Source organism: Pseudomonas oryzae, from assembly GCF_900104805.1.
Classification (GTDB): domain Bacteria; phylum Pseudomonadota; class Gammaproteobacteria; order Pseudomonadales; family Pseudomonadaceae; genus Geopseudomonas; species Geopseudomonas oryzae.
Genome location: NZ_LT629751.1, coordinates 1,556,711 through 1,583,102, shown reverse-complemented (window position 1 = coordinate 1,583,102; position 26,392 = coordinate 1,556,711). Strand labels below are relative to the sequence as shown.

Here is a 26,392-nt window from a genome sequence, read left to right as displayed (position 1 = left end):
CAGTCTAGGTCATCGGCGAACTTTGCAAGTTCCTGATCATGATCAAGTTCGCCGACGACGGGGCGTTCTACCGTGGAAGGATCGACCTGACGGGCAGGAGCAGCGCGATGCAGGTGATTCCCAGCGTGTGCACGTTCTGTGGCGTGGGTTGCGGCATCGGCTTGCGGGTCGAGGGCAACCGGGTGGTCGGCGTCGAGCCGCAGCCGGGCCATCCGGTCAGCCAGGGCCAGCTGTGCAGCAAGGGCTGGTCGACCAGCTTCGCCATCGACCCCGCCGACCGTCTGACCCAGCCGCTGATCCGCGAGGGCGCAGGCTTCCGTCCCGCCAGCTGGGACGAAGCGCTGGAGCGGGTGGCCGGCGCCTTCCGCGATGCGCTGGCCGAGGGCGGACCGCGCGCGGTGGGGGTGATCAGCTGCGCGCGGGCGACCAACGAGGACAACTACGCGGCACAGAAATTCGCCCGCGCGGTGCTCGGCACCAACAACATCGACCATTGCGCGCGCATCTGTCACAGCCCGTCGGTGGCCGGCCTGTCACTGACCCTCGGCTCAGGGGCGATGAGCGCCAGTATCGCCGACATCGACCGTGCCGACCTGATCCTGCTGATCGGCGCCGACGCCACCGAGAATCACGCGATGATCGGCGCGCGCATCCTGCGCGCCCAGGCGCGCGGGGCGCGGCTGGTGGTGGTCGATCCGCGAAAGACCCGCCTGGCCCGCCTGGCCGACCTGCATGTGCAGTTGCGCCTGGGCAGCAACATCGCCCTGCTCAACGGCCTGCTGCACATCATCTTCGCCAACGGCTGGGAAAACCTGCAGTTCCTGCGCGAGCGCTGCGAGAACCTCGAGGCGCTGCGCGAGCATGTAGCCGGACTCACCCCGGAGCTGACCAGCGCGCAGACCGGCGTGCCGGTGGCCGTGCTGCAGCAGCTGGCCTACGAGGTCAGCCAGGCCAGCGCCGCCTTCATCGCCTATGGCATGGGCATCACCCAGTTCCAGAGCGGCACCAACAACGTGGTGGCGGTTTCCAACCTGGCCCTGGTGTGCGGCCAGGTGGGCCATCCCGGCGCCGGGATCAACCCGCTGCGCGGGCAGAACAACGTGCAGGGCGCCTGCGACATGGGCTGCCTGCCCAACGTCTATCCCGGCTATCAGGAAGCCATCAGCGGCGAGGTGCAGGACAAGTTCACCAAGGCCTGGGGCGTGCCGATGCCGCGGATGCCCGGCCTGACCTCGCTGGGCATGACCGGCGCGGCGCTGTCCGGCGACTTCCGGGCGCTGATGATCATGGGCGAGGAGCCGGTGCTGACCGATCCGGACCAGCATCATGTCGAGCGGGCCCTGCGTGCACTGGACTTCCTGGTGGTGGTCGAGCTGGTGCTGACCGAGACCGCCAGGCTCGCGGACGTGGTGCTGCCGGCGGCCTCGTTCGCCGAGAAGGACGGCACCTTCACCAACTGCGAACGCCGGGTGCAGCGTATCCGCCGCGCGGTCAGCCCGCCCGGCGAGGCGCGCACCGACTGGCAGATCCTCGCCGACCTGGCCGGGCGCATGGGCTACGCCGGGATGAACTGGGCGGATGCCGAGGCCATCTTCGCGGAAATGACCAGCCTGACGCCGATCTTCTCGGCCATGAGCTACCCGGTGCTGGATGCCCACCACGGCCTGCACTGGCCGTGCGACGCCGACCACCCGCAGGGCTCGCCGCTGCTGCACACGCAGGGCTTTCCGCGCGGCAAGGGCCGGCTGCTGCCGGTATCGCAGGTCGATCCGGACGAGTGCCCGGACGCCGAGTATCCGTTCTTCTTCACCACGCAGCGCCTGCACTTCCACTACGGCGGCGGCTCGATGACCCGCAAGTCGCCGCTGCTGGAGCGGGAAACCCCGGCCGGCCTGCTGTTCATCCACCCGCAGGACGCGGCGAGCCTCGGCCTGCGCGATGGCCAGGGCGTGCGCCTGCGCTCGCGGCGCGGCTGCCTGGAAACCCGCGCGCAGGTCAGCGACGACGTGCCGCCCGGCACCCTGTCGATGCCGTATCACTTCCGCGAGGCGCCCTGCAACATCCTCACCAACAGCGCCCAGGATCCGCAGAGCAAGATGCCGGAACTCAAGGCCTGCGCGGTGGCCATCGAGCCGCTGCCCCTCGGGGTGGCGCCGCGTGCGCCGGGCGAGCTGGCCGAGGAGGGTGACGATGTTCAAGGTTGAAGCGCTGGAGTTCCAGCCTGTCTGCTACGCGCTGGACAGTGTCGAGCGCCTGCGCGCGCATCTGGCCGGCGAGCGCACCCTGTACGAGGTCCGCGAGGACGGTCAGGGCGGTCGTCACTGGCAGGCCGTGGCGGCGGCGGATGCCACGCTGTTCGTGGCGCAGGTCGATCCGCCACCGTTTTCCGCCAAGGCGTTCTTCTTCGCCGAGCGCGAGGCGGTGTTCCGTTTCGATGGCCAGTGCTTCGTCGCCTGCCTGCCGCAGGTGCCGGCGCAGGTGCTGTTCGGCCTGCATGCCTGCGATCTCACCGCGATCGCCTACCAGGACCAGTTCTTCGCAGCCGACCCGCACTACCAGGCCCGCCGCGGCGCGACCCTGCTGGTCGGCATCGACTGCCGGCACAGCTGCAGCCACGGCTTCTGCACCAGCGTCGACAGCGGGCCGACGGTACGCGCGGGCAGTGCCGATCTGGTCCTGCTGCCGCGCGAGGGCGGCGACTGGCTGCTGCTGACCGGCTCGCCGGCCGGTGCGGCCGCTTTGCTGGGGCTCGCGCTGGCGGAGGCGGACTGCGATTGGGCAGCCGAGCGCGACGGCAACCGCCAGCGGGTGGCGCGCGAGCAGGGCGACGGGCATTGGCTGCAGGCCGGTGTCGCCGCGATCAACGCCGGTCGGGTCAGCGACGCGACCTGGGAAAGCCTCGGCCTGCGCTGCCTGGTCTGCTCCGGCTGCACCACGGTATGCCCGACCTGCTCCTGCTTCGCACCGCTCGAGCGCCGGCAGCCGGGCGGCGCCGTGGTCCAAGAGCGGGTGTGGGATTCCTGCCTGTACGAGGGCTTCCAGAAGGAAGCCAGCGGCCACAATCCGGCGGCGCTGGCCGGCCAGCGCGTGCAGCGCTTCTGGCAGCACAAGTTCGGCGAGGGCTTTCGCGAGGAGTTCGGCCGCTATGGCTGCGTCGGTTGCGGGCGTTGCGATCAGGTCTGCCCCGGCGGCATCGGCGTGCATGCGGTCATGCACAAGGTAGGCAAACCATGCTCGAGCTGACTCCGCGCGTGCTGCGCCTGGTGGATTGCTACGACGACGGCCTGGACTCGCGTAACCTGACCCTGCGCATCGACCAGCCCCAGGCCGGCGACCGGGTGGTGATTCCCGGGCAGTTCTTCATGCTCGGCATCCCCGGCCAGGGCGAGGCGCCGTTCACCTATGTCAGCCCGCCGAACGGCGCCGGCGAGTTCACCGCGCTGGTGCGGCGCACCGGCAAGCTGACCGCGCGCCTGTTCGAACTGCAGCCCGGCGCCCTGCTGGGCTATCGCGGCCCCTATGGCAAGGGCTGGCCGCTGTTCCTCGGTTCGCGGCGGGTGCTGGTGGTGGCCGGCGGTTGCGGCCTGGCGCCGCTGGCCGGGTTGATCGAGGAGGCCCTGCGCCATCCGGCGTCGCCGCACCTGCGTGTGCTCTATGGCGCGCGCAGCGCCGAGGCGCAGGTGCTCGGCCGCGAGCGGGTGCGCTGGCGGCAGGCGCTGCCGCTGATCGAGACGCTCGACCAGGGCGGCCCGGCGGAACTGCGTGGCTCGCCCCTGGCGCAGCTCGACCGCCTGTTCGCCGAGGAGCTGCCGCAGGCGGTGCTCTGCTGCGGGCCGGAGGCATTCATGCACGCCATCGCCCAGGGCTGCCTCGCGCGTGGCGTGACGGCGGACAGCCTGTGGCTGTCGGTGGAGCGGCGCATGCACTGCGCGGTGGGACTCTGCGGGCACTGCTATATCGCCGACAGCTATGCCTGCGTCGACGGACCGACCTATCGCTACGACAACTACCTGGAGCTGCTCGCCGCCGGCAACGGACGCGGTACGCCGGGTGCGCACGAGGTCTGCTGAAGCCTCCGGCGGCCCGTGAGCGCGGGCCGCCGGGGCGCGGTCACATGCCCATGTCGGGCATGACCATCGGCAGGCTGGGCGAGGTGATGTGGTTGAAGGCTTCCAGGGCTTCCCGCCAGTCCTCGGGGGCGTTGCGCGCGGTGACGCCGCTCATGCTCAGGCGGTGGAGAATGTCCGACATGGCGACCATGCCGTGCAGCTCGCCGTCGGCTCCGATCACCGGCAGGCGGCGCACCTTCTTGTCCGCCATCATGTGCAGCGCCTCGTGCACGTCGGTGTCGTCGTGGCAGGTATAGAGGTCGTGCTGGCCGGACAGTTCGCCGGCCTTGAGTTCCCACAGGGGCTGGTGCCGCTGGGCGGCCACCAGGGCGATATCGCGGTCGGTGACGATGCCGATCGCATGGTTGGTTTCGTCGACCACGGCAATTGCGCCGCAATCGTTCTGCGCCATCATCTGCGCCGCCATTTCCAGGCTGTCGCCGGGGTGACAGCACTGGACCGGCGTGTGCATCACTTCGCTGACGTTCATCTGCATGCTCCTCGCTGAGCGGCTGCGCAGGCAGTTCCGGGATACGCGGGCCGCAGGACCGACGCCTCATCCTCCGGATGAGCAGGGAGACATCTGCTGATTCTAGACCCGCAGGACATGCCGGCGGCGTCGGTCGTCAGACGCACGGCCGCCGCCGGTCGCGACGCGAGCTAAGCTGAGAGGAGACGATAGGGGGAGATGCCGCCATGATCGCTCCGAAAATGCCGCCGCAGCGCAGCCTGATCCTCAATCTCGACGATGCCGACGTGCATGGCGATCTGGCCCTGCCGGAGGGCGCCGAGGGCCTGGTGGTATTCGCCCACGGCAGTGGCAGCAGCCGCTTCAGTCCGCGCAACCAGCAGGTGGCGCGCTACTTCAATGACCTCGGCCTGGGCACCCTGCTGCTCGACCTGCTGACCATGGAGGAGCAGCAGGTGGACGAGATCACCCGCGAGTTCCGCTTCGACATCCCTCTGCTTGCCCGCCGCCTGGCCGGGGTGGTCGACTGGCTGCAGCAGGACGAGCGCCTGCAGGAGCTGATCGTCGGTCTGTTCGGCGCCAGCACCGGCGCCGCAGCGGCGCTGATCTGCGCGGCGCAGCGCCAGCATGCGGTGGCCGCGGTGGTGTCGCGTGGCGGGCGCAGCGACCTGGCCGGCGATGCGCTGGAGCATGTGCGCGCACCGACCCTGCTGATCGTCGGCGGCGAGGACGATGAGGTGCTCGCCCTCAACCGCGACAGCCTGACCCGGCTGACCGGCATCAAGCGCCTGGAGGTGGTGCCCGGCGCCACCCACCTGTTCGAGGAGCCGGGCAAGCTGCTGGTGGTCGCCGAACTGGCGGGCGAGTGGTTCCTGCGCTACCTGCGTCTGGTCTGAGCCGCGGGGCTCAGGCCTCGTCGACCACCGGGTTGCTCAGCGTGCCGATGCCCTCGATGTGCACCTCGACCCGGTCGCCGGCCTTGAGGTACAGCCGGGGCTCGCGGGCGAAGCCGACGCCGGCCGGTGTGCCGCTGACGATCACGTCGCCGGCCTGCAGGGTCATAGCCTCGCTGAGCGTGGCGATCAGGGTGGCGACGTCGAAGAGCATGTCGCGGGTATTGGCCGCCTGCACCACCTCGCCGTTCAGGCGCGTCTCGATGTGCAGGCCCTTGCCGCCTTCCGGCAGCTCGTCGGCGGTGACCAGCTCCGGGCCGAAGGCGCCGGTGGCGTCGAAGTTCTTGCCCACCGTCCACTGCGTCGACCTGAACTGGTAGTCGCGCACCGAGGCCTCGTTGAACAGCGCATAGCCGGCGACATGCTGCAGGGCGTCCTCCCGGCGGATGTGCCGGCCGCCGCTCTTCAGCACCACGGCCATCTCGCCCTCGTAGTCGAGCGAGTCGGACAGGCGCGGGCGCACCAGCGGCCGGTTGTGCGCGGTGAGGCTGGAGGCGAAGCGGGCGAAGAAGGTGGGGTAGTCCGGCTGGGCGAAGTCGGTCTCGCGGGTGTGGTCGGCATAGTTGAGGCCGACGCAGACGATCTTCGGCGGTTGTCGCATCAGCGGCAGCCAGGCGTCCTCGGCTACCCGCACCAGCGGGCCCGTGGAAGCGCTGGCGTATTCCAGCAGGTCGACGCCGCGCGCCAACAGCGACTCCAGTGGTTCCTCGCCGAGGATCTGCACGGCTTCGCCGCGGCGCACACCCAGGGTGGGGCGGCCCTGGTGGAGGAAATGCACGTAGCGCATGGGAAAGCTCTCCTGTCGTGGATCGCAGATTCCGGCCCGCACCAGGCGGGCCGGGCTGCCGCGATCAGCCGCGCTCCAGCACGTAGTGGCCGGGGGCGGCTTCGAGCGGCGGATAGTCGGCCGAACCGAGGCTGGCCGCCGGCTTGCCGCGCTTGCCGGCGTGCTGGCCCAGCCAGTTGCTCCAGTCGACCCACCAGCTGCCGGGCTGCTCGGTGGCGCTTGCCAGCCACTGCTCGGGATCGGTCGCCGGCGTCTCGCTGGTCCAGTAGCTGCGCTTGTTCTTTGAAGCAGGATTGATGATGCCGGCGATGTGCCCGGAGGCGCCGAGCACGAAGCGGCTTGGTCCCTTGAGCAGGCGGCCGCTGGTGAAGGCACTGCGCCACGGCACGATGTGGTCCTCGCGGGCGCCGACCAAGTAGGTCGGCATGTCGAGCCGGCCGAGGTCGAGGATTTCGCCGCAGACCTCGAGGGTGCCGCTCTTCAGCTCGTTCTGCAGGTAGGTGTGGCGCAGGTACCAGCAGTACATGGCGCCGGGCAGGTGGGTGTGGTCGTTGTTCCAATACAACAGGTCCAGCGCGCGCGGCTTCTGGCCCTTGAGGTACTTCTCGACGCCGTAGTTCCACCACAGCTCGTTGGGCCGCAGCAGGGAGAAGGTGTTGCCCATCTCCTCGCCGCGGAACAGGCCGTACTTGCCGCCTTCGCCGCCGATGGTGCGCTCGCGGTAGCGGACGATCTGTTCGTCGATGAACACGCTGAGCAGCCCGGTGTCGGCGAAGTCGAGCAGGGTGACCAGCAGGGTCAGGCTGGCGGCCGGCTTCTTTCCGCGCGCGGCCAGTACGCCGAGGCCACAGGCCAGCAGGGTGCCGCCGACGCAGTAGCCGAGCATGTTCAGCTGCTGCTCGCCGCTGATCGCCTGGGTGACGCGGATCGCCTCGAGGATGCCCTGTTCGACGTAGTCGTCCCAGGTGGTGGTGGCCATGTCCTGATCGACGTTGCGCCAGGACATCAGGTACACCGGATGGCCCTGCTCGAGGGCATGGCGCACCAGCGAGCTCTCCGGCTGCAGGTCGAGGATGTAGAACTTGTTGATCGCCGGCGGCACCAGCAGCAGCGGGCGCTGGTACTGGGTTTCGCTCTGCGGCGCGTACTGGATCAGCTGGAACAGCGGGTTCTGGTAGACCACCTGGCCGGGGGTGTTGGCCAGGTTGACGCCCACCTCGAAGGCCGCGCTGTCGCACTGGCGCAGCTTGCCTTCCTTGAGGTCGCTGGCCAGGTGCAGCAGGCCGCTGAACAGGCTGGCTCCGCCGGTCTGCACCGCCCGCTCGAGAGCTTCCGGGTTGCTGCCCAGGTAGTTGCTCGGCGCGCCGGCGGCGACCAGTTGCTCGACCAGGAACGCCAGGCGCTTGCGCAGCCTGGCCGAGTCGATCGGCAGCAGGTCGATCAGGCGCATCAGGAAGCGCGAGTTGAGCAGGTAGAGCGCGGCCAGCGCACCGAACAGCGGCTGGTTCCAGGCATTGCCGGCAAAGCGCGCGTCGCTGAAGGCGAACGGCTGCTGGGTCAGCATCTGCATGCCGAGCCGGGCCCATTCGCCGTTGTATTCGCTCTGCAAGGCGTTGAGCGCCTCGCTGTCGACTGCGAACCAGGCGTCGGTGTCCTGCCCCTGGAACCAGGGATTCTGGCGTACCCAGAAGCGCAGCGGCTCCAGGGCGGCACGGACGACGAAAGGCAGGTTGGCCGAGAAGAAGGCCGAGAAGGGCGGTGCGTTGTTCATTGTTTTTACCCGCATCTGAAAGGCATGTTCTGCCACTGGGCTCTGCATTCGCCTCGCGGCCAACGGCAGTGGCCCAGTGCGCCGCGATGTCGCGCGGTGCCCTGGCAGGCAGGCAATCTAGGGGGTGCCGGGTGCACATGCTTATCATCCAGCGACAGGCGTTTCTCATTGCATGACAGTGCTGTCGGCGAATCGCGCAGTTTCGCACCGGTAGACGTTCAGAGAAAAACCGCCGGCCAGTGGCGAGCGCGTCGGGCGTGGGGGCGGGAGATGGTTGCGCGGGCCGCGCTCAGGAGCAGGGCGGCAGAAGGCGCGAAGGAAAGGGCGGGATGGGCGGGGATGGGGCGAGGCGCTGCCCGGCCCGCTGGGCGCGGGCCGGGCAGGCGGCGGTCAGTCGCGTTGCAGGACGTAGCTGCCGGGGGCGGCCTCGAGTACAGGGAAGTCGCTCGAGCCCAGGCTGGTGATTGCCGGCACGCGCTCGCCGGCGGTCTTCGCCAGCCACTCGCTCCAGTCGCCCCACCAGCTGCCGGGATGCTCGCTGGCCCCCGCGAACCACTGGTCCGGATCGGCCGGCAGCGCCTCGCTGGTCCAGTAGCTGCGCTTCTTCTTCGCCGGCGGGTTGATGACTCCGGCGATGTGCCCGGAGGCGCCGAGGACGAAGCGGGTCGGCCCCTTGAGCAGGCGGGTACTCGCGAAGGCGCCGCGCCACGGTACGATGTGGTCCTCGCGGGTGCCGACCAGGTAGGCCGGCATGTCCAGCCTGGACAGGTCGAGGGTTTCACCGCACAGCTGCAGGCGGCCGCTCTTCAGGTCGTTCTGCAGGTAGGAATGGCGCATGTACCAGCAGTACATCGGGCCGGGCAGGTGGGTGTGGTCGTTGTTCCAGTACAAGAGGTCCAGCGAGCGCGGCTTCTGGCCCTTCAGGTACTTCTCGACGCCGTAGTTCCACCACAGCTCGTTGGGGCGCAGCAGGGAAAAGGTGTTGCCCATGTCCTCGCCGCGGAACAGGCCGAAGTTGCCGCCTTCGCCGCCGATGGTGCGCTCGCGGTAGCGGACGATTTCCTCGTCGACGAACACGTTGAGTACCCCGGTGTCCTCGAAGTCGAGCAGGGTGACCAGCAGGGTCAGGCTCGCCGCCGGCTGCTGCCCGCGCGCGGCCAGCACGCCGAGGCCGCAGGCCAGCAGGGTACCGCCGACGCAGTAGCCGAGCAGGTTGAGCTGCTCCTGGCCGCTGATCGCCTGGGTGATCCTGATCGCCTCGAGGATGCCCTGCTCGACGTAGTCGTCCCAGGTCGCGGTGGCGATGCTCTCGTCGGCGTTGCGCCAGGACACCAGGAACACCGGATGGCCCTGTTCCAGGGCGTAGCGCACCAGCGAGCTCTCCGGCTGCAGGTCGAGGATGTAGAACTTGTTGATCGCCGGCGGCACGATCAGCAGCGGGCGCTGGTACTGGGTGTCGCTCTGCGGCGTGTACTGGATCAGCTGGAAGATCGGATTCTGGTAGACCACCTGGCCGGGCGTGTTGGCCAGGTTGACACCCACCTCGAAGGCGCCGCTGTCGCACTGGCGCAGCTTGCCTTCCTTGAGGTCGCTGGCCAGGTGCAGCAGGCCGCTGAACAGGCTGGCTCCGCCGGTCTGCACCGCCCGCTCGAGGGCTTCCGGGTTGCTGTTCAGGTAGTTGCTCGGCGCGCCGGCGGCGATCAGTTGCTCGACCAGGAACACCAGGCGCTGCCGCATCTTGCCGGACTCGATCGGCAGCTCGTCGATCAGGCGCATCAGGAAGCGCGAGTTGAGCAGGTACAGCGCGGCCAGCGAGCCGAACATCGGCTGGCTCCAGGCGCTGCCGGCAAAGCGCGGGTCGGTGAAGGCGAACGGCTGCTGGGTCAGCATCTGCATGCCGAGCTGGGCCCACTCGCCACCGTATTCCGCCTGCAGACGGTCGAGGACGGCGCCGTCGACCTGGAACCAGCTATCGGTGTTCTTGCCCTGGAACCAAGGATTGTGACGAACCCAGATGCGCAGCTGTTCGAGAGCGGCACGGGCGACGAAGGGCAGGTTGGCCGAGAAGAAGGCCGAGAAGGGCGGTGAGTTGTCCATCACAGGTATCCGCTATCAAGAGGCTGCTGGTATCCGACTGGCAACGCCCCCGCATCGTTGCGATGCAGGGGGCGTTCAGACCATATCAGCGTTCGATTGCCAGGGCCACGCCCTGGCCGCCGCCGATGCACAGGGTGGTCAGGCCCTTGCTCAGGTTGCTGCGCTGCAGTTCGTGCAGCAGGGTGACCAGGATGCGGCAGCCGGAGGCGCCGATCGGGTGGCCGAGGGCGATGGCGCCGCCGTTGACGTTGACCTTGCTGGTATCCCAGCCCAGCTCCTTGTTGACGCTCAGCGCCTGCACGGCGAAGGCCTCGTTGGCTTCGACGCGATCGAGGTCGGCGAGGCTCCAGCCGGCCTTCTCCAGGCACAGGCGGGTGGCCGACACCGGGCCGATGCCCATGATCGCCGGGTCGACGCCGGAGCTGGCGTAGGCCTTGACCTTGGCCAGTACCGGCAGGCCCAGCTCGGCGGCCTTCTTCGCGCTGGCCAGCAGCACCACGGCGGCGCCGTCGTTGATGCTGGAAGCGTTGCCGGCGGTGACGCTGCCGTCCTTGCTGAACGCCGGCTTGAGCTTGGCCAGGCTGTCGTAGGTGGTGTCGCCGCGCGGCTGCTCGTCGGTGGCGAACACCAGAGGATCGCCCTTGCGCTGCGGGATCAGGATCGGGGTGATCTCGTCCTTGAAGGTGCCGGCCTCGATGGCCGCGGCGGCCTTCTGCTGGGAGGCGGCGGCGAAGGCGTCCTGCTCCTCGCGAGTGATCTCGAAGCGCTTGGCCAGATTCTCGGCGGTGATGCCCATGTGGTAGTCGTTGAAGGCATCCCACAGGCCGTCCTGGATCATGCTGTCCTGCAGCTGGGCGTGGCCCATGCGCAGGCCGGTGCGCGCCTTGGGCAGCACGTAGGGCGACAGGCTCATGTTCTCCTGGCCGCCGGCGATGATCAGCTCGGCGTCGCCGCAGCGGATGGCCTGCACGGCCAGTTGCACGGCCTTGAGGCCGGAGCCGCAGACCTTGTTGAGGGTCAGCGCCGGCACCTCGTGGGGCAGGCCGGCCTTGATCGCGGCCTGGCGGGCGGGGTTCTGCCCGGAGCCTGCGGTGAGCACCTGGCCGAGGATCACCTCGTCGATATCCTGCGGCTGGACGCCGCTCTGCTCGAGCACCTGGCGGATCACGGCGGCGCCGAGGTCGGGGGCGGAGATGCCGCTCAGGGCACCCTGGAAGGAGCCGATGGCGGTACGGGTGGCGGCGACAATGACGACATCGTTCATGGACAAACCTCTGCTGGAAAGACTGGGAAGAGGCGGCCGCCCGGCGGAGTGGGCCGGACGGTCGCGAAGGAGCGATCAGGGCCCGGTCAGGCCATGTTCAGGCCGCCGTTGACCGAGAAGTCGGCGCCGGTGGCGTAGGCGCCCTCGTTGGAGGCCAGCCAGGAGACCATGGAGGCGATTTCCTCCGGCTGGCCCATGCGGCCGACCGGAATGCCGGAAATGATCTTCTCCAGTACGTCTTCACGGATCGCCGCGGTCATCTCGGTGCGGATGTAGCCGGGGGAGATGGTGTTGACGGTGATGCCCTTGCCGGCAACTTCGCGGGCCAGCGCCATGGTGAAACCATGGATGCCGGCCTTGGCGGCCGAATAGTTGGTCTGACCGAACTGGCCACGCTGGCCATTCACAGAGGAGATATTGATGACGCGGCCCCAGCCCTGCGCGAGCATCGGATCGATGACCTGCTTGGTGGTGTTGAACAGGCCGTTGAGGTTGGTGGAAATCACCGCGCTCCAGTCCTGCGGGGTCATTTTCTTGAACGTGGTGTCGCGGGTGATGCCGGCGTTGTTGACCAGCACGTCGACCTCGCCGATCTCCTCGCGGACATCGGCGAAGGCGCGCACCACGTCGTCCCAGTCGGTGATGTCGCAGGCCATGCTGTGGAACTCGTAGCCTTCCTGGCGCTGCTGCTCCAGCCAGCTGTCCTTGCGCGTGGATTGGGTGCTGCAGCCGACCACCACGATGAAACCGTCCCGGTACAGGCGCTGGCTGATAGCCGTGCCGATACCACCCATGCCGCCAGTTACCAGTGCAATGCGCTTGTTGTTGTTGGTCATGCTCAGTCACTCCGTTAGACGTAAGAGAAAGCTAAACAACATCGCCGGGGAGGGCGGACCATGCGGTCCGATTGGGTTCCCTGGCTTTCAGGCTGATTGGTGTAGGCCCGACGTACCTACCTTGCTTCGGCATGATTGCGTTTTTTTGACGAAAAGCGTCCGGGCTCTCGCTGGTATGGGCTTATCTCCTGCTGCTCTGCAAAAATTCGATCCTGGCATATGCCGGAAAGAACGCTTGCGTGTCACATGATAGACACATAACTCGGATATGGCTAAGTGGCTGTCCTTGATTCCTCGGTATTTGCGGCCTCCTGAGCTGTCCGTGAGTGGTTGAGGATCTTTTTGTGCGGCGCACAAAAAATTGCTTGCGGTTTTGGCTGCAATCACCAAGAATGCAATCGCAGGACGGTGCGCCGATGCACCTCAACGTGGTTTTTCGGCCTTTCTAATTTTCTGGAGACTCATCCATGTCCTTCTTCGATTCGGAAAAACTGCAAGCCACCCAGAAAGCCAACCTCGAACTGCTGCAGCAACTGAACAGCAAGGTCCTCAAGGGTTTCGAGCAGTTCAGCCATCTGCAAATCAGCACCCTGCGCAGCGTCAGCGAGGAGAACTTCGCCAACGCCAGCAAGCTGCTCGCCGCCCGCGACCCGCAGACCTTCACCTCGGTGCTCGGCACCATCGCCCATCCGGCCCACCAGGCCGAGCGCGTGATGGAGTTCGGTCGTCAGGTCTACGATCTGGTCTCCAGCGTCCAGGCCGACATCGCCAAGCTCGGCGAGCGTCAGGCTGCCCGCAACACCCAGCAGGTGCAGGAGCTTGTCGAAGAGATTGCAAAGAATGCGCCAGCTGGCTCGGAGTCCGCTGTGGCCGTGCTGAAGTCGGCCGTGGAGACCGCTGGCAACGTGCTGGAAACCGCGCAGAAGACCGCCAAGCAGGCCGCCGAGATCGCTGAGAACGGCATCGCCGCCGCCGCCAGCGCTGCCGGTCAGGCCACTCGCGAAGCCACCAAGGCTGCCGGTGCTCGCAAGTAAGGCGCTCGCAAGTAAGTCGCTGTAACTGAAGGAAAAGCGGGAAGGGTGCGGGGGGGGGCAACGGCCAGGCTGTGATCCGGCAGTAGCGGGTCGGCAGCCGATGCGCCACGCCCAGCGAGGGACGGCTGCCGAAGCCTGCGGGCTGGCGGCCGCTGCCGGTGCCCAGCAGCGGACATCCTGTCGACGGATGCTCAGCCCCGATCAGATCGACGTGCAGCTCCCGCACTGGCGGGCGCTGCACGGATTTGGTGCTTCATGCTCCAGGACGACCCGGCTCAGGCCTTGTCGTCATCCTTCTTGTCTTTGTCGTTGCGTCCAGTCGCGCCCGGAAAACCGGGGAACATGCCGAACAGGTTCTGCGTGTTCAGGTAAAGCTGCTTGGACTGCTCGACGTACTGGCCCATCAGGTCCTGCATCACCGGCAGCTGGCTGCGCATGAAGTCGCTCCATGCCTGGGAGGACTGCTGGCCGGTCTTGGCCTGGATATCCAGCACCGCCTGGATGCTCTTCTCCAGATAGTTGCCGAGCATGCCCTGGAAGGGGCCGTAGAAACGGATGATCCCCTTGAGCATGTCGGTGGAGAAGATCGGCTCGCCGTCGCTCTCGGCTTCCTGAATGATCTGCAGCAGGATGCTGCGGGTCAGATCCTCACCGCTCTTGGCATCCACCACCTGGAAGGGCTCTTCCTGGATCACCAGCTGACGGATGTCCTGCAGGGTGATGTGCGAGCTGGTCTGGGTGTCGTAGAGCCGGCGGTTGGCGTACTTCTTGATCAGGCGGGCATTCTTGCGGCCGGAATCGGGCATGCTGCGAACTCTCGTCGGGGCGGAGGGGATTACCGCATGTTACCCCAAAAAGAGCGCATGCAAGGATGTCCTGCCCGCGTCAAGCTCCGGCCGCCGAGCGCGGGTCGTCGGATTCGCTGCTGCTCTGGCGGAGCGGCTGGAGCCGCGCGGGTGAAGCTCGCGGCCTCAGCTGTGCCGCCTGGGCTTGCGCCTGGGCGCGACGCTCGTCGGCTTGTCACCGGCGTACAGACGGGCCAGGCGCTGCGGCGCGAGGCCGAGCGTGAAGCCCAGGGCCAGCAGGCGGTTGCGCAGCGAACGCCGCCACCAGCCGTCGCGCTGCCAGCGTCGCGGGTTGACCAATAGCCCCCGCGCGATCCGGCGAAACTCGCCGAGCGCACGCAGGCCCTGCACCAGCGGCACTTCCTCGAACAGCGGCCAGGGCGCGTGCTGGCCGGCGGCGAGATAGGCGTCGCGGCGGGCGAACAGTCCCTGGTCGCCGTAGGGCACACCGATGCGCGTGCGCCAGTCCACCCCGACTTCCAGCAGGCGCGCCTGCCAGGCGTTGCGGTCGGCGAAGCGGAAGGCGAAGTAGCCGCCCACCGCGCCGTCGTCGATGGCGCGGTGCAGGGCGGCCAGCGGCTGGCCCTCGAGCCGGGCGTCGGCATGCAGGAACCAGAGGATCCGGTGCACGGCCTGCGCCGCTCCCTCGCGCAGCTGCGTGCCACGGCAGGGCAGCGCCGGCCACCACAGGGCCGCATGGCGATGGCACAGCGTGCGACAAGCCGCGCTGCGGGCGGCGTCGACCACGATGATCTGCAGCGGCCGGCCATCCGCCACGGCCGCCTGGCGCAACTGGTCGAGCAGGTGTGCCAGGCTGGCCTCGTCGCCCAGGCAGGGGATGATCACGCTGACGCCGTTGGCGGAGTTCATTGCCCGAGCGCATCCAGCGTTGCCAGCAGCCGTCTGCGGGCCGGGCGCGGATCGGTCGCCAGCGCGGCGCGCAGAGGAGCGAGATCGTCGCGCTCGTCGACATCGAAGGACTCTCCGCAGACCGCGACGGAGTGCCCGGCGTCCCCGCAGGCGGCGGTCAGCGCCTGGCCGAGCTGCGCCGTGCTCCACGGCAGGGCGGCAAGCTCCGGCCATGGCCGGTTGGAGGCCATCAGCACCACGCCGCCATCGCGGGCGGCGAGCAGCACGGTGTCGACTTCGCTCAGCGTCTCGCGCACGCGGCGGTAGTCACCGGCGTTCAGCGCCGGCGCGTCGCTGCCGATGAACACCAGAGTGCGGTGGCCCGCCTCGCGCAGGTCGCGGTCCAGGGCATTCAGCCGCTCGCCAAGGTTGCCGTCGCACTGTGGCGGATATGCACAGCCAGGCAACAGTCTGCCGGCCCAGCCACAGTCCGCCACCGTATCCGGGGCGATCACCCGCGGCCCCGGCCAGTGCGCCAGGTCTTCCACGGCGCAGTCCAGCATCCGCTCGGCGATCAGCTGCGCCGGCACGGTGCCCAGGCCGGCAGCCAGGCGCTGCTTGCCATGGCCGGGGCCCGGACGCTTGCACATCAGGATCAGGGTGGGCGGGGGCGCATCGGCGTTGTACATGCAGGGAGCTCGCAGAGGAGGGCTGGGCACGGGGAACCTATAGTGGAGTATGGGGCGCTCATTCGCCTTTCGCCGTCATCCGCCGTAGAGGAGGCTGTCATGCGCGACACCCTGCCGCTGCTCGATGCCCTCGACTTCCCGGCCATTCGCCGCGGCCGTGTGGAGGCCCTGCAGGTCAACCTGACCTACCGCTGCAACCAGCGTTGCCTGCACTGCCACGTCAACGCCGGGCCGACGCGCCGCGAGAGCATGAGCGACGCAACCCTCGCCGTTCTGTACGCAGTGATCGACGCCCGGCCGGTGCGCACACTCGATCTCACCGGCGGTGCGCCCGAGATGCACCCGCGCTTTCGCGAGCTGGTGCGTCACGCGCGGCGCACCGGGCTGCGGGTGATCGACCGCTGCAACCTGACCATCCTCGAGGAGCCAGGTTTCGCCGATCTGGCCGAGTTCCTCGCCACCGAGGGGGTGGAGGTGACCGCCTCGCTGCCCTGTTACGCCCGCGAGAACGTCGACCGCCAGCGTGGCGAGGGGGTGTTCGCGCGCAGCATCGCCGCCCTGCGTCAGCTCAATGCGCTGGGCTACGGCCGGGCCGGCAGCGGCCTGGTGCTCAACCTGGTGTACAACCCCCAGGGGCCGAATCTGCCGCCGCCGCAGTCGGCGCTGGAGACCGACTACAAGGCGCATCTGGCGGCGGAATTCGGCATCGTGTTCGACCACCTGCTGGCCATCACCAATCAACCCATCGCCCGCTTCGGCAGCACCCTGGTCAGCCGTGGCCAGTTCGCCGCCTACATGCAGTTGCTGCGGGACAGCTACCGGCCCGAAAACCTCGAGGCGGTGATGTGCCGTTCGCTGGTCAGCGTCGACTGGCAGGGCTATCTGTACGACTGCGATTTCAACCAGATGCTCGGCCTGCCGCTCGAACTGATCGGGCGGGAGCGCGCGCACCTGCGCGACCTGCTGCGCGTCGTCCTCGAAGGCAATCCCATCGTCACGCGCGATCACTGTTTCTCCTGTACCGCCGGGCAGGGCTCCAGCTGCGGCGGCGCGCTCAAGCACTGACTATGCGCGATGTCGCGACTGGCGTGCGCCGGGAGGCGGACGGATGACGGCTGAGTTCGATGTGCTGCTGGTCGGCGCGGGGCACGCCCACCTCGGCGTGCTGCGGCGCTGGGCTGGCGGGCGCCGCCCGCGCGGGCGCATCGCCCTGGTCAGCCCCGAGCCATACGCCTGGTACTCCGGCATGCTGCCGGGGTTGCTGGCCGGCCGCTACGCCCTCGAGCAGTGCCGCATCGCGCTGCGACCGCTGTGCGCCGCGGCGGGCATCGACTGGCTGGGGGATTCTGTGACTGCTCTCGAAGCCGATACGCGGACGCTGTCGCTGGCCGGCGGCACGGCATGCCGGGCCCGCTGGCTGTCGCTCAATCCTGGCGCGGAGCCGCCCATGCCTGCGCGGGAAGGCGGCGCCATGGAAGTGCTGCCGGTCAAGCCGTTCGCCGGCTTCGTCGCGCGCTGGACGGAATGGCGAGCCCGGCCGGCGCCCCTGGCGATTCTCGGAGGCGGCGCCGCCGGCGTCGAGCTGGCCCTGGCCATGGCCGCGCAGGTGCCGGCGCTGACGCTGTGCAGCGCTGTCCGGCTGCTCGGCGCGCATCCGCCGGCCCTGCGCAGCAGGGCCCTTGGGCATCTGCAGGCCGCCGGCGTCCGAGTGCTCGAGCACTGCGCAGTCGAGCGGATCCGCGGCGACGCCCTCGAGGCTGGCGGTCGGACAGTGTGGCGGGGTGGGCGGCTGATCCTGGCGAGCGGCGCCCGCCCGCTGCCGTGGCTGGTCGATTCCGGGCTGGCGGTGGATGCACATGGCTTCGTCGCCATCGACGGTACCCTGCAGAGCGTTTCCCATCCGCAGATCCTTGCCGCCGGCGATTGCGCGAGTCTGGCCGCCACACCGCACAGCGGGGTCTACGCGGTCCGCCAGGGGCCGGTGCTGGCGAACAACCTGGCCCAGGCGCTCGCCGGTCGGTCGCTGCAGACCTATCACCCGCAGCGCCACGCCCTGGCCCTGCTGGCCGACGGCCGGGGTGGCGCGCTGATGAGCTGGGCGGGGCTGACCGCCGAAGGTGCGCTGCTCGGGCGCTGGAAGGATTTCCTCGACCGACGCTTCATGCGCCTGCACTCGGCTGGTGGCTAGGCCCGCTGTCGCGGAACCGAGCGAGCGCGGCGTCGACCATGCCCTCGGCGCTGCCGCGCAGCTGGAATTCGTGCCGCAGCAGACTCGCATCGTTGCCCTCGCTGACGATGCGCTGCACGTGGTCGAAGGCGGCTAGGCAGGCGAGGGCGTCGCCCTGCGGCTGCAGCAGGCGCAAGGTGGCGAGGATATCCTCGCGCAGCGACAGCAGCTCGTGGCTGCGCGGATCGACCAGGGTGCCGTCGAGGCCGAAGCGGCAGGCCTGGAAGCGGTTGTAGGTGTAGACCAGGTAGTCGTCCTCCCGTGGCGGCTCGTCGCATCGCTCGAGAAGATGCAGGCACAGCGCCTGCAGGTAGCAGGCGAGGGCGGCCGCCCGCTCCACGGACAGCGGGGTGTCACAGACCCGCAGCTCGATGGTGCCGTACTCCGGCTTGGGGCGGATGTCCCAGTAGAAGTCCTTCATGCTGCGCACTATGCCGGTGAGCTCCATCTTGGCGAAGTACTGGCCGGCGAAGGTCTCCCAGTCGAGCAGGAAGGGCGCCCGGCCGCTCAGGGGGAAGGCGGACACCGAGTTCAGGCGCGCCGAACTGAACAGCGTGTCCTGACGCTGGACGAAGGGCGAGGAGGCCGACAGGGCGATGAAGTGCGGCACGTAGCGGTTGAGCGCGTGCAGCAGGTAGAGGGCCTCGTCGCCGCTGCTACAGCCGACGTGCACATGCAGGCCGAATACGGTGAACTGCTGGATCAGGTAGCCATAGAGGGCCGAGGCCTCGCGATAGCGGGGCTTGGGGTAGATGCGTTGCTCCGACCAGAACTGGAACGGATGGGTGCCGCCGCCGCAGATGCCGACGTTGAGCCGGTCGCCGGCATGCACCAGGGCATCGCGGATCCGCTGCAACTGCGCCAGCAGGCGGGCATGTTCGAGATGCACGTCGGTGGACACCTCGAGCATGCTTTCCGTCACCTCGGGGGTGACATTGCCGGGAAACACCTGGCGTGCCAGCAGGGCGAGCATATCGGGGCTGGCGGCGATCAGGTCGAAGTCGCTGAGGCTGACCAGTTGCAGCTCCAGCTCGACGCCCAGGCTCAGCGGCGCCGAGGTCTTGAAGTCTTCCAGCGGCATGTCAGGGCTCCCCCTCGTCGGCCAGCTCGTGGGCGAGGAGAAGGGCCCGCTGGGTCAGCAGCGGACCGAGCAGCTCCAGCACGAGTGCGGCGGAGGCCAGCGGCGCGAGCAGATCGAACAGGTTCACCCCGAGGTGGCGGGTCTGCTCGAGGACCAGGATCACGAAGGCGGAAAAGGGCCCGAGGGCGATGCCGAGCAGGAGGCCCTTGTGCAGGGAAATGCCGCTCAGGCGGGCGAACAGCAGCACCCCGACCAGCTTTGCCAGCGCGCGCACCACGACCAGCGCAAGGCCCAGCGCCGCACCGGCCATCACCAGCCGCCAGTCCAGCGCCGAAGCGATGAACACGAACAGCAGCACGGCGAGAAGATCGCCCAGCGGGCCGAAGTTGCGCTGGGTCTGGCTCATCACGACGCGCCGGTGGCGGGCGACCAGTCCGAACGTGAGCGCAGCCAGTACCGGCGACAGCTTCAGGGCATGCGCCAGGGCCACCAGGACCATCACCGCGATGGCGAAGGCCAGGGTGGCGTCGCGGGTCGCATGCCCCAGGCGGCGCAGGAGCGCGGGCATGACCACCCCCGGCAGTGCGCCCAGCGCGGTCGAGGCCAGCATAAGATACAGGCTGGTGGCCAAGGCATCCCGGAGATCGCCCGAAGTCCTGAATACGACCAGACCGACCACGGTCTTGAACACCAGCACGGCCAGCACGCAGTTGATGGCCGAGAGGTGCAGGAGGCGCTCGGTCACCTGTCCGGAGCCGCCCTGTTCGTTGATGACCCGCACCACCGTGGCCGGCGAAGTCGCCATGGACAGCGAGGCGAGGAGCAGGGCGGTGAGGGGGGCGGTGCCGAACAGCAGGGCCAGCAGGTACACCGCGGCAAAGGTCAGTCCGGCCTCCGCCAGGCAGGTCACGCCGAGCCAGGGATTGGCCTGCAGCCAGCGCAGGTTGAAGCGATAGCCGGCCTCGAACAGGATCAGGCCGAAGGCCACGTGAGCCAGCAGCAGGATGCCGGGGGTGTCATTGGTGCTCGGCAGCAGACCGACCTGGGGCGCCGCCAGGAGAAATCCGCTCAGGCCATAGAGGCTGATGCGCGGCAGACGTGCCCAGCAATAACCGAGCTCGCCCGCCAGCCAGGCGATCAGGATCGCCAGCGGCCAGGCCATTTCCCCAAGCAGAATGCTCAAGTCAGGCACTGGACAATCTCCCTTTCGGCATAGACCCGGATACGGGGCGTTCTGCGCAGCCGTGATCGCCTGCCCAGCCGCAATCCGAGACAGGCGCGCAGGCTCACGAGCTGGCGGCCGAGTGGATGAGCGGGTGAATGGTGACGGCGCTATCCGGGCCTCCCCTGGGGGCACTTCACTGTGCCCGGAGGGGGGGGGGCAGGCTCACTTGCCGTACATTTCTCTGTCGCGCTGGATGGGCGATTTGTAGGCAGGCTTGGGTCTGTCCATCGACTCGGACTGTTCCTCGGTCATGGGGCCGGCAGCCGTCGGCTGTTCGCGGATCATCTGCACGTAACGATCACCCGAGTCTTCGCGGCCTCGCTGATTGGCGAGGGCTTCCCGCTGCAGGTGATACTCCATCACGCGATCGCTTCCGCTTTCGGCCAGCATCAGCCGCTCCTCGTCGGCCTGGACCGAGATGGCAGTCCCACCGGCCAGCAGGGTGGCCAGGGCTGCCAGGTAAAGTGTGGCTTTCATGGTGTCATCCTCCAATGCGAGTTGACATTATCTAGACTAGTCCTGTTGGGGCGCCGCATGGCGAGTGGCCGGAGACGAGCTGACGGACGTACCTTGCCCGGGCGTGTTTCTTGGGCTAAAGGTGCCGGGATCTCTTGGTTTCAGGGCAGGGAGCCGCTCGTCAGCTTCTGAGGGGGCCTGTGTGAAAAAGTCGAATTTCCTGGGTGCGCTGCTGCAGAGTCGCCGCGGCCATGTGCTTGCCGGGTTGCTGTTCGGCAGCGGCTTGCTCCTGGGGCCGGCCAAGGTCGCGGCGCATTCCGTGCAGTCCCATCGCCACGAGTCGGTCTCCGCCCAGCTGGAGGCGTGGCAGGAGCTGATCACCCAGGCATTGACGCTGAGCGATGTCGAAAAGCTCGAGGTGGTCAACCGGTTCTTCAATCACCGGGCGCGTTACGTCGAGGACCAGAAGCTGTGGGGGCAGTTCGATTACTGGGCCACGCCGCTGGAGCTGCTCGAGATGGGCGCCGGTGACTGCGAGGATTTCGCCCTGGCCAAGTACTTCACCTTGCGCCTGCTCGGTTTTCCCGAGCAGAGCCTGCGGCTGGTCTACACCAACATGACGTCCGGCGGGCAGGCGCACATGGTCCTCGGCTACTGGCCGGACAACGGCGAATTGCCGCTGGTGCTGGACAATCTGCGCGAGGAGATCGAACCGCTGGCCCAGCGCCACGACCTGGTCATGCAGTTCGCCTTCGATACCGACCACCTGTACCGGTTCGATCACCATCGCCTGGTCATGGCCGGCAATGCCAAGCTGCTGCCTGACTGGCATCAGCTACAGGTCAGGGTCAGCAGGGAAGCGCGCAACGTCAGCAGAGCGGGCGAACTGATGATCGCCGCAGCGCCGCATGCGAAACCGGCGAGCTGATCGTGTGATTGCCACGAGATGCAGCGATGACAGGAGCGGCGGCGGAAGAGGTGCTTGCGGGCAATTCCAAGGCTGCATTGTATTTAACATAATCTTCATTATGCGAACAATGTAGTGCCGAGCTTTCCAGTGGGAGGACATCAGGGGACGTCTGTGGCTCCTGATAAAAAAAGATAAAAAACCTGATTAAAAATAATCCTTATAAATCAGCTATGTAGGCACCGAGCCTTCATTTTTCAGCCTCGTAAGTACGGTCGTTTCATGCCTAAAAAGGAGACTAACCTATGGCTCCTGACAAGAAGGATGAAAATCCTGATTAAAAATAATCCTTATAAATCAGCTATGTAGGCACCGCTCCATCATTTCTCAGTCTCGTAAATACGGCCGTTGCATGCCAAAAAAGGAGACTCACCGTACCGTACGGGCAACACATTTACCCGATCCCTCTAGGTAGCGGCATGGTGCCAACCTATTTTGGTGGACGCCATTTCAAGCCGCTTCTGGAGGATCTCCTGTGCTAGGCCAGAGCCTCTCCCATCCGAAATCTTTCAAGCCCAGGTCGTCGATGAGTGCGCCCAGGCCGGAGCCTCTGTGCTGGCGTGGTCTTGAGCAACGGACTCAACTCCAATCTAGTTCACAAGTGAATGCACCAGGAGAAAGCCAAATCCATAGCCACCGCTTTGCACGCTTGGATGATCGTCCAGCGGCAGGTGGTACACGAAGGAACGGCCATCCTCGGGTAGACGGCAAAGCACGCACCATCTAGGGAAGGTCTGAAATAGCCCTCACCATTCGCGCCCACCCTGATCGGCAGGCCAAAATCGGGTTATTTCATCCCCTTGGACTCAGTTTCCTGCCCCCTACGGGCATTTGCCGGGGGCTTCCCCCTCGCATGGTAGCCAGCGGGTGGCCGGTCGCCCACCTTCGCCTCTCGGGTAGCACCGTTCGATCAGCGCCATCAGCGCCTGCCACGGCACGACCTGATCCATCTCGGTCAGGAAGCGCTCACGGCGGGTCTGTTTGCGCTTGCCGGCGTACTCGGCATCGGCGAAGGACCGCTGCTTCATGCAAGAGGGCACCAGAGGGACTGGCGGCTATTAAGTCAAAGTGTGCTCGACAAAGGAGAAAGGGCCTGTCATCGAGGTTGCCCCACGAAGTGAAGCCATAGAGCGGCTACATTGCGTTCACTGAAATCGGGGCGCATGTTGAAAAGTGGATGGCTGGTTAACGTGCTTGTGCTGATAGGGCTCTATGCAGGCATATGCAATATCCGATAATCACCAGACCCGGATATTGTATATAATGCTTGCAGCCCCCGCAGCGCAGCCTGCCTGCGCTTTGCATCGCCAATCCTATCAGGGACAGAAAATCCACCATGCCAGCCGTACCGTCACCGCTGTTCGATACCCATGACCGCTTCCTGGAACTCAATTTCCAGCAGCTCAGCGAGGAATTGCCGCCTGTGCGCGACTACCTTCTCAGCTTCTCATCGGAACTGCAGGCCATCGAGGGTTACCAGGCGGTACGCGGATTCCTGAAGTCCTACGCCGGCAATGAGCCGACCTTCAATTCCTACCGCACCCATGTCGAGCGCCTGCTGCTGTGGGCCTTGATGATCGCACGCAAGCCGCTGCTCGAGCTGCGCCGCCGCGATGCCGAAGCTTTCATGGAGTTCTGCCTACGCCCGCCCAAGGACTGGATCGGTCCGGTCGTCCGCTCGCGCTTCGTACGCATCGGTGGACGCAAGAAGCTCGACTCCGACACCTACGCGGTCAACGAGACCTGGCGGCCCTTCAGCATGACCGTGCCCAAGCGCAACCGCGCACTGGCCGACCCCGCGGCCCAGGATGCCGAGAACCGCCCTTACCGGATGTCCCAGGGCTCGGTAGCCCAGGTCTTCGCCGTGTGTGGCAGCTTTTTCCAGCACGCTATCGACGAAGGCCTCACCGAAATCAATCCGTTCCGCGCGGTCAAGCAGAAGTCGATCTACAAGCAGCGTAACACCCTGGACGTCTCCGGACGCTCGCTGACCCAGCTGCAATGGAACTACGCGATCGAGACCGCCGAACAGATGGCGGACGAGGATCCCGAGGTCCACGAGCGCACGCTGTTCATCCTTGCGACCCTGTTCGCCATGTACCTGCGGGTGTCCGACCTGGTGGGCCGCGACAACTGGGAGCCGACGATGGGCGATTTTCGCCGCGATACCACCGGCAACTGGTGGTTCCACGTGGTCGGCAAGGGCAACAAGGCGGCCAAGATCAGCGTGCGCGACGACTACATCCAGACCTACCTGATCCGCTACCGCCGTCATCTGGGGCTGCCTGCCCTGCCCTCGCCCCAAGAGACGCATCCCCTCCTCTCCACCCTCACGGGCCGCGCCGGGCTGTCCGACCGTCACCTGCGCTTGCTGCTGCAGCAGGTTTTCGACCGCTCCCTGGCGCGGATGGTCGAGGAAGGCTGGAGTAACGACGAGGTCGATCACTTGCGCTCCGCCTCGCTGCACTGGCTGCGGCATACCTCGGCCACCTTCGATGCCCCCCATCGGGACATGAAGGACCTGCAGGCCGATCTGCGCCACAACAGCCTGAGCACCACGCAGAACACCTACTACAACTCGCTCGACGAGCAGCGTGCACATTCGGTCAAACGCTTGCGGATCAAGGATTAAAGCCTCAGAGGCTAGTCACCTTCAAAACGTGAGAGATGACGTGGCCATCCCAGACATATCGAAAAGGCTCAGCGGATCGGATTGAGCATCCCCCGCTCGACGATGAAGTCGATCAGCGTCTGCAGGCCGTGGCCGGTCTTCAGGTTGGTGAAGGCCCAGGGGCGCTGCGGGCGCATGCGGTTGGTGTCGCTCTCCATCACTTCCAGCGAGGCGCCGACGTAGGGCGCGAGGTCGATCTTGTTGATCACCAGGAAGTCGGACTTGGTGATACCGGGGCCGCCCTTGCGCGGGATCTTCTCACCCTCGGCCACGTCGATGACGTAGATGGTGAGGTCGGCCAGCTCCGGGCTGAAGGTGGCGGACAGGTTGTCGCCACCGCTCTCCACGAAGATCACTTCCAGATTGCCGAACTTGCGCGCCAGGTCTTCCACGGCGGCCAAGTTCATCGAGGCGTCCTCGCGGATCGCGGTGTGCGGGCAGCCACCGGTTTCCACGCCGACGATGCGCTCGGGCTCCAGCGCGCCGGCCTCGGTGAGGATGCGCTGGTCTTCCTTGGTGTAGATGTCGTTGGTGACCACGGCGATCTGGTAGTGGTCGCGCATGGCCTTGCACAGGGCTTCGAGCAGCGCGGTCTTGCCGGAGCCGACCGGGCCGCCGACACCGACGCGCAGGGGTTGCTTGTAGTCTTGCATGGGATTTCCTCAGGAACGGAACAGTCGGGAATACTGGGTTTCGTGGCAGGCCGAGGCGATGGCCTGCAGGGGCAGACCGGCGCCGATGTCGTCGTCGGCCACTTCAAGGGCGCGCTGCAGCGCAGCGGGCAGCTCACTGGAGAGATCGCGCAGCAGGCTCTGCGCCATCTGCTGGCCGAAGGGCACCAGCTTGACGCCGGCCATCACCGCACCTTCCAGCCAGCTCCAGCCATAGCCGAGCGCCAGCGACGGCAACGGGATCTGCCATTGCACGGCCAGCCAGGCCATGCCGCCGAGCTGGGTCAGAGCGATGCTTTCCCGCCAGTCGCTGTGCTGGCCGAGTTGCCAACCGGCAAGCAGGCGGGCGAAAGCCTGGCCGCGCTGGCTCTCCTCGGCGCGCAACTCGCGGGTTTCACGGCTGGCCAGCAGCAGCTGGTTCCAGCGGCGGAAGGCCGCGGCATCGTCGGCTGCGCAGGCGGCGTACAGGCGCGCCAGCAGCGGCCAGTCGAGGTGCACCAACGTCTCCTCGATCTGGGCGCGTTGCCAGTCGGCGAAGCCGTCGGCCCCGTGCAGCCAGCCGGCCTCCACCGCCCACTCCAGGCCCTGCGAGTAGGTGTAGCCACCCACCGGCAGGCTGGAGCTGGCCAGTTGCAGCAGGCGCAGCAGCTTGAGGTCGTTCATCACCAGCGCGGTCGCAGCCAGGCGGCGACACCTACGGCCAGGGCAACGCCGAGAGCGAGGATCACCTGATCGCTGCCGAGCAGCCAGTGCAGGAAGCCGTGCTCGTTGGTGTGCTGGTGGCCAACGTGGGCGAAGGCCGGGCCGGCGCTCAGCAGCAGGGCAAGGGGCAGGAGCTTTTTCATCGGGTTCTCTCCGAGGCAATCAGTGATGGTGGTGGCCGGGGGCGCGCACGAAGGGGTGCGCGTCATGGCTGTGATCATGGGCGTGGCTGTGCGAGTGGCCCGCACCGCTCTGGTAGGCCCCGGCTTCCGGCTCGAAGGGCGCCTGTTCGACCTGCACTTCGAGGCCGAAGCCGCGCAGCATGTCGTCGAGTACGTGATCGTGCTGGTAACGCACGAATCCGGCTTCGATCTGCAGGGGAACGTGGCGGTTGCCCAGGTGGTAGCAGGCACGCGCCAGCGCGAGCGCGTCGTCGGTGCACATGGTGGAGACTGTCTCGTTGGCCGCCAGCACCTGCACCACGATGCTGCCCTCGTCATCGCCCAACAGCTGGCCGCCGCGCAGCAGCTGGCCGCGCTCGAGGAACAGGCCGGCGTCGCGGCCGTCATCGAGGGTGACGCGCAGCCGGCTCTTGATGCGGCTGTCGATGGGCAGGGTCAGGCTGGCGCTCGGGGTGCCTGCGTCCAGGCGTCTGGTAAGTCGGATCATGGTCATCCCGGTCAGAAGAG

25 protein-coding genes and 1 pseudogene are annotated in these 26,392 nt (G+C 67.2%); 9 read left to right on the top strand and 17 right to left on the bottom strand.

Features of this window, described 5'->3' with window-relative positions:
- The first annotated feature begins 38 nt into the window (after positions 1 to 38).
- The 3 genes from fdhF to BLT78_RS07160 are packed head-to-tail and all read left to right on the top strand — an operon-like array spanning position 39 to position 4,070.
- Entirely contained in the window at positions 39 to 2,204 is a 2,166-nt protein-coding gene (fdhF, locus tag BLT78_RS07170; RefSeq protein ID WP_231975737.1) for a formate dehydrogenase subunit alpha, read from the top strand.
- On the top strand, positions 2,191 to 3,243 hold the full coding sequence (locus BLT78_RS07165; protein WP_090348314.1) for a 4Fe-4S dicluster domain-containing protein: 1,053 nt from the start codon (positions 2,191 to 2,193) through the stop codon (positions 3,241 to 3,243). Before fdhF ends, BLT78_RS07165 begins: the two co-directional genes overlap by 14 nt.
- Positions 3,231 to 4,070, top strand: a complete 840-nt coding sequence (locus BLT78_RS07160; RefSeq protein WP_090348313.1) for an iron-sulfur cluster-binding protein — start codon at positions 3,231 to 3,233, stop codon at positions 4,068 to 4,070. The genes BLT78_RS07165 and BLT78_RS07160 overlap by 13 nt, the downstream gene beginning before the upstream one ends.
- 40 nt (positions 4,071 to 4,110) lie before the next feature.
- Here BLT78_RS07160 and BLT78_RS07155 read toward each other — a convergent pair whose 3' ends face one another.
- Complete coding sequence (locus BLT78_RS07155; RefSeq protein ID WP_172830770.1) at positions 4,111 to 4,599, bottom strand: CBS domain-containing protein; 489 nt, start codon at positions 4,597 to 4,599, stop codon at positions 4,111 to 4,113.
- 206 nt (positions 4,600 to 4,805) lie between these two features.
- Here BLT78_RS07155 and BLT78_RS07150 point away from each other — a divergent pair, with 206 nt between their 5' ends.
- The gene (locus BLT78_RS07150) at positions 4,806 to 5,474 is read left to right on the top strand and encodes a dienelactone hydrolase family protein (RefSeq protein WP_231975735.1); all 669 of its coding nucleotides are present in this window, start codon (positions 4,806 to 4,808) and stop codon (positions 5,472 to 5,474) included.
- Between the two features lie 10 nt (positions 5,475 to 5,484).
- Here BLT78_RS07150 and BLT78_RS07145 read toward each other — a convergent pair whose 3' ends face one another.
- From BLT78_RS07145 to phbB, 5 genes are all read right to left on the bottom strand, one after another.
- Entirely contained in the window at positions 5,485 to 6,318 is an 834-nt protein-coding gene (locus BLT78_RS07145) for a fumarylacetoacetate hydrolase family protein (protein WP_090348311.1), read from the bottom strand.
- A gap of 64 nt (positions 6,319 to 6,382) precedes the next feature.
- A complete protein-coding gene (gene phaC, locus BLT78_RS07140) occupies positions 6,383 to 8,089 on the bottom strand; it encodes a class I poly(R)-hydroxyalkanoic acid synthase (protein ID WP_090348310.1) in 1,707 nt (568 codons plus the stop codon).
- A gap of 390 nt (positions 8,090 to 8,479) precedes the next feature.
- Positions 8,480 to 10,186, bottom strand: a complete 1,707-nt coding sequence (phaC, locus tag BLT78_RS07135; protein WP_090348309.1) for a class I poly(R)-hydroxyalkanoic acid synthase — start codon at positions 10,184 to 10,186, stop codon at positions 8,480 to 8,482.
- Between the two features lie 85 nt (positions 10,187 to 10,271).
- Complete coding sequence (locus tag BLT78_RS07130) at positions 10,272 to 11,450, bottom strand: acetyl-CoA C-acetyltransferase (protein WP_090348308.1); 1,179 nt, start codon at positions 11,448 to 11,450, stop codon at positions 10,272 to 10,274.
- 86 nt (positions 11,451 to 11,536) lie between these two features.
- Positions 11,537 to 12,286: an acetoacetyl-CoA reductase gene (phbB, locus tag BLT78_RS07125; RefSeq protein WP_090348307.1), complete on the bottom strand. Its 750-nt coding sequence runs from the start codon at positions 12,284 to 12,286 to the stop codon at positions 11,537 to 11,539.
- A gap of 467 nt (positions 12,287 to 12,753) precedes the next feature.
- Here phbB and phaP point away from each other — a divergent pair, with 467 nt between their 5' ends.
- Complete coding sequence (gene phaP / locus BLT78_RS07120; protein ID WP_090348306.1) at positions 12,754 to 13,320, top strand: TIGR01841 family phasin; 567 nt, start codon at positions 12,754 to 12,756, stop codon at positions 13,318 to 13,320.
- 275 nt (positions 13,321 to 13,595) lie between these two features.
- Here the strand turns inward: phaP and phaR are convergent, their stop codons facing one another.
- From phaR to BLT78_RS07105, 3 genes are all read right to left on the bottom strand, one after another.
- Positions 13,596 to 14,126: a polyhydroxyalkanoate synthesis repressor PhaR gene (gene phaR, locus BLT78_RS07115; protein WP_090348305.1), complete on the bottom strand. Its 531-nt coding sequence runs from the start codon at positions 14,124 to 14,126 to the stop codon at positions 13,596 to 13,598.
- Between the two features lie 165 nt (positions 14,127 to 14,291).
- On the bottom strand, positions 14,292 to 15,035 hold the full coding sequence (locus BLT78_RS07110) for a glycosyltransferase (RefSeq protein WP_197673151.1): 744 nt from the start codon (positions 15,033 to 15,035) through the stop codon (positions 14,292 to 14,294).
- Positions 15,032 to 15,703 (bottom strand): DUF2064 domain-containing protein, encoded by a 672-nt coding sequence (locus BLT78_RS07105; protein ID WP_090348304.1) that lies wholly within the window; start codon positions 15,701 to 15,703, stop codon positions 15,032 to 15,034. Before BLT78_RS07105 ends, BLT78_RS07110 begins: the two co-directional genes overlap by 4 nt.
- 99 nt (positions 15,704 to 15,802) lie before the next feature.
- Here BLT78_RS07105 and arsS point away from each other — a divergent pair, with 99 nt between their 5' ends.
- Both arsS and BLT78_RS07095 read left to right on the top strand, forming a co-directional pair.
- Complete coding sequence (gene arsS / locus BLT78_RS07100) at positions 15,803 to 16,768, top strand: arsenosugar biosynthesis radical SAM (seleno)protein ArsS (RefSeq protein WP_090348303.1); 966 nt, start codon at positions 15,803 to 15,805, stop codon at positions 16,766 to 16,768.
- A gap of 43 nt (positions 16,769 to 16,811) precedes the next feature.
- Positions 16,812 to 17,891, top strand: coding sequence for an FAD-dependent oxidoreductase (locus tag BLT78_RS07095; RefSeq protein ID WP_090348302.1), 1,080 nt, complete (start codon positions 16,812 to 16,814; stop codon positions 17,889 to 17,891).
- Here the strand turns inward: BLT78_RS07095 and BLT78_RS07090 are convergent.
- The 3 genes from BLT78_RS07090 to BLT78_RS07080 form a co-directional block, all read right to left on the bottom strand.
- The gene (locus BLT78_RS07090; protein ID WP_090348301.1) at positions 17,863 to 19,011 is read right to left on the bottom strand and encodes a YbdK family carboxylate-amine ligase; all 1,149 of its coding nucleotides are present in this window, start codon (positions 19,009 to 19,011) and stop codon (positions 17,863 to 17,865) included. The two genes, BLT78_RS07095 and BLT78_RS07090, sit on opposite strands and share 29 nt — an antisense overlap.
- A gap of 1 nt (position 19,012) precedes the next feature.
- Positions 19,013 to 20,194 (bottom strand): cation:proton antiporter, encoded by a 1,182-nt coding sequence (locus BLT78_RS07085; protein ID WP_197673150.1) that lies wholly within the window; start codon positions 20,192 to 20,194, stop codon positions 19,013 to 19,015.
- Positions 20,195 to 20,398: 204 nt separating this feature from the next.
- Positions 20,399 to 20,713, bottom strand: a complete 315-nt coding sequence (locus BLT78_RS07080; protein ID WP_090348299.1) for a hypothetical protein — start codon at positions 20,711 to 20,713, stop codon at positions 20,399 to 20,401.
- 181 nt (positions 20,714 to 20,894) lie between these two features.
- Here BLT78_RS07080 and BLT78_RS07075 point away from each other — a divergent pair, with 181 nt between their 5' ends.
- Positions 20,895 to 21,620 carry a transglutaminase-like cysteine peptidase gene (locus BLT78_RS07075; RefSeq protein WP_157719503.1) on the top strand — a complete coding sequence of 242 codons (726 nt, stop codon included), beginning with the start codon at positions 20,895 to 20,897 and terminating at the stop codon, positions 21,618 to 21,620.
- Positions 21,621 to 22,528: 908 nt separating this feature from the next.
- Here BLT78_RS07075 and BLT78_RS07070 read toward each other — a convergent pair.
- Positions 22,529 to 22,687 (bottom strand): annotated as a pseudogene (locus BLT78_RS07070) (IS5/IS1182 family transposase); the annotation flags it as partial.
- Between the two features lie 308 nt (positions 22,688 to 22,995).
- Between BLT78_RS07070 and BLT78_RS07065 the strand changes: the two are divergent.
- Entirely contained in the window at positions 22,996 to 24,291 is a 1,296-nt protein-coding gene (locus BLT78_RS07065) for a tyrosine-type recombinase/integrase (RefSeq protein ID WP_172830823.1), read from the top strand.
- A gap of 68 nt (positions 24,292 to 24,359) precedes the next feature.
- Here the strand turns inward: BLT78_RS07065 and ureG are convergent, their stop codons facing one another.
- The 4 genes from ureG to ureE are packed head-to-tail and all read right to left on the bottom strand — an operon-like array spanning position 24,360 to position 26,372.
- Positions 24,360 to 24,983 carry an urease accessory protein UreG gene (gene ureG / locus BLT78_RS07060; protein ID WP_090348296.1) on the bottom strand — a complete coding sequence of 208 codons (624 nt, stop codon included), beginning with the start codon at positions 24,981 to 24,983 and terminating at the stop codon, positions 24,360 to 24,362.
- A gap of 9 nt (positions 24,984 to 24,992) precedes the next feature.
- Positions 24,993 to 25,667, bottom strand: coding sequence for an urease accessory protein UreF (locus BLT78_RS07055; RefSeq protein WP_090348295.1), 675 nt, complete (start codon positions 25,665 to 25,667; stop codon positions 24,993 to 24,995).
- Complete coding sequence (locus BLT78_RS07050; RefSeq protein ID WP_090348294.1) at positions 25,664 to 25,846, bottom strand: DUF6732 family protein; 183 nt, start codon at positions 25,844 to 25,846, stop codon at positions 25,664 to 25,666. Before BLT78_RS07050 ends, BLT78_RS07055 begins: the two co-directional genes overlap by 4 nt.
- Before the next feature lie 19 nt (positions 25,847 to 25,865).
- Positions 25,866 to 26,372, bottom strand: a complete 507-nt coding sequence (gene ureE / locus BLT78_RS07045) for an urease accessory protein UreE (RefSeq protein WP_090352187.1) — start codon at positions 26,370 to 26,372, stop codon at positions 25,866 to 25,868.
- Between the last annotated feature and the right edge of the window lie 20 nt (positions 26,373 to 26,392).